The organism is Plesiomonas sp., assembly GCF_051650925.1.
Classification (GTDB): domain Bacteria; phylum Pseudomonadota; class Gammaproteobacteria; order Enterobacterales; family CAMTGL01; genus Plesiomonas.
In genome coordinates this window covers 1-1,449 of sequence record NZ_JBOFRH010000217.1, presented here as the reverse complement: position 1 = coordinate 1,449, position 1,449 = coordinate 1, and the positions used below count along the sequence as shown (strand labels likewise).

Genomic DNA, 1,449 nt, shown 5'->3' with positions numbered 1-1,449 from the left:
CCAAAGTGAACACCATGGCTACCGCGACAGACAGCAGCGCAACCATCTCAAACCAATTACTCAGCGCGGTGGGGTTTTCTAGCGGGTGCGCCGAGTTAATGCCAAAAAAGCCCCCACCATTTGACCCAAGCTGTTTAATCGCAATCTGTGAGGCCGCCGGGCCTAACGGAAGAACTTGCTCCTGACCGGTAACCCCAGTAAAAGGTAAGTACGCCGATAAGGTTTGTGGCACGCCTTGCCATACCAGAATGAGCGCCAATATCAGCGCCAGAGGTAGCAGGACATACAAGCAAAAACGCACCAGATCGACCCAGAAATTGCCCAAATGAGTGGTTTGCTGACGCGCAATCCCGCGGAACAGCACCACCGCAACACAAGCGCCAGTCGCTGCCGACACAAAGTTTTGGGTTGTTAATCCCACCATTTGGCTGAAATAAGACAGCGCACTTTCCCCAGAATAAGCCTGCCAGTTGGTGTTAGTCATAAAGCTAACGGCAGTATTGAACGCCATTTGCCAACTCATGCCCGGCAGTTGTTCTGGATTAAGCGGTAACACCCCTTGCGCGATCAAAATGATGAACAGCAGCGTAAATCCAGCCACATTGAACGCCAGCAAACTGACGGTATAACTTTTCCAATCCTGCTCACGGCCATCGGTTCCACAAGCCGCCAAGGTTAAACGCTCTGGCATCGCCAACCAGTGCACCTGACCTTCAAATACACGGTAGATGTAACGGCCTAACCACGGCGCAGGGGCTAAAAGCAGAAGTAAAAATAATGAAGGGAAAACATAAAGTTGCCACATGATCATTTAGCTCCCTTACTCATGCGAGCAAATAAGCGCTCGCACCAGATAGCCGGCCAGCGCCAAAGACAGCAACAGATAAAGCTCATTCATAGTGACTCCATTCGAAAAAAATCGGTCACCTAAAGCCTATAAAAATGTGGCGTAAAGCGGCTATAAAGCCTGATGGGCTACGCGTAAAGTTTGCGTAAAATCTTAAGCATGACGGCCTTTTTCCTCTGCTGCGTACAGCATCCGGCACTGGGCTCACACCCTAAATGGACATAAAACTATCCGTCTTACACGCAGCCGAATGATTGCGATGGCTCCTCGTTCGCCTGTACATTCAGCGCCAATATCCAAGCTGTAACCCTCCCCAGAAAACTAATAACTATGAGTTAGAGCCTTTCCGTTTTCAGTGAAACAAACGTAGATCGCATGATGAAAAATCACGCTACACAGAAACACAAATCGTCAGGATTCTGAAGGAAGTAGAGGCAGGTCAGAAGGTCAATGACGTCTGCCATGAATATGACATATCCGATGCGGCTTATTAAAACTGAAAGGCCAAATATGGAAGCATCAGATGTTAAAGACTCAAAGGATTTGAAGATGAGAACCGTAGGATCAAACAGATGTTTTCTGATCTCGGCCTCAAGCAACGA

General features: G+C 48.5%; 1 protein-coding gene and 1 pseudogene. One reads left to right on the top strand and one right to left on the bottom strand.

The annotated features are described in order from the left end of the window. Window positions 1-805: potassium-transporting ATPase subunit KdpA (locus ACRC27_RS05200; RefSeq protein WP_438639348.1), on the bottom strand; the 805-nt coding region annotated here is incomplete at its 3' end. Window positions 806-1,254: 449 nt separating this feature from the next. Here ACRC27_RS05200 and ACRC27_RS05195 point away from each other — a divergent pair. Beyond that, window positions 1,255-1,449, top strand: a pseudogene (locus ACRC27_RS05195) (transposase); the annotation flags it as partial.